The 536-nt window shown below is 38.1% G+C and carries 1 protein-coding gene; it reads left to right on the top strand.

Annotation, left to right across the window (positions count from 1 at the left end):
- The first annotated feature begins 138 nt into the window (after positions 1 to 138).
- A complete protein-coding gene (locus ACYVL2_RS20115) occupies positions 139 to 498 on the top strand; it encodes a hypothetical protein (RefSeq protein WP_100346753.1) in 360 nt (119 codons plus the stop codon).
- Positions 499 to 536 lie beyond the last annotated feature (38 nt).

Genomic DNA, 536 nt, shown 5'->3' with positions numbered 1-536 from the left:
AAAGTATAGAAGAAATGGAAAAAGAGTTAGGCTTAGACAAAGTAAAACCCATGGAGTTAGCTACAAGTGACGACCAAATCGCGATTGAAGAGGGAGATTGCTTCGCTAAATGGTATGAAGAGGAGTTGCGAGAACTATATGAGCGCGAATGACAGACGAGCGAAACTCGCCGCGAAGGATCGTGCAAAAGCCGATCAAGGCGAGTTTTTCTTTGCGAGAATTAAGTTATCTGACGGAAAAATTTACCCAAGACCGGTTTTTGTTATAGGTAAACATCTTGATTCTAATGATCCCGAAGAAGTGATAGTTTGCTTTTGTACAAGCACTGGTCCTCGTACAGACTATGACAGGCAAGTTCAACTAAAAGAGGAAACTTTCGTGCGTACAAATAAAATTTATAATATGTCTCGGGACAGCATTCTTTTCAAAATCCATTCAAGTTTAACTCACGAGGAAATTCAAGACTTATTAACGTATTGTCGAAAAGCTATTTCGTAATAAATTGATATTTACAAAGTTTCATAAACTTCAGAGAC

This window comes from Glycomyces halotolerans, assembly GCF_054779575.1.
Note: the sequence above shows the minus strand (reverse complement) of the source record. Positions and strands in the feature narration are given on the sequence as shown.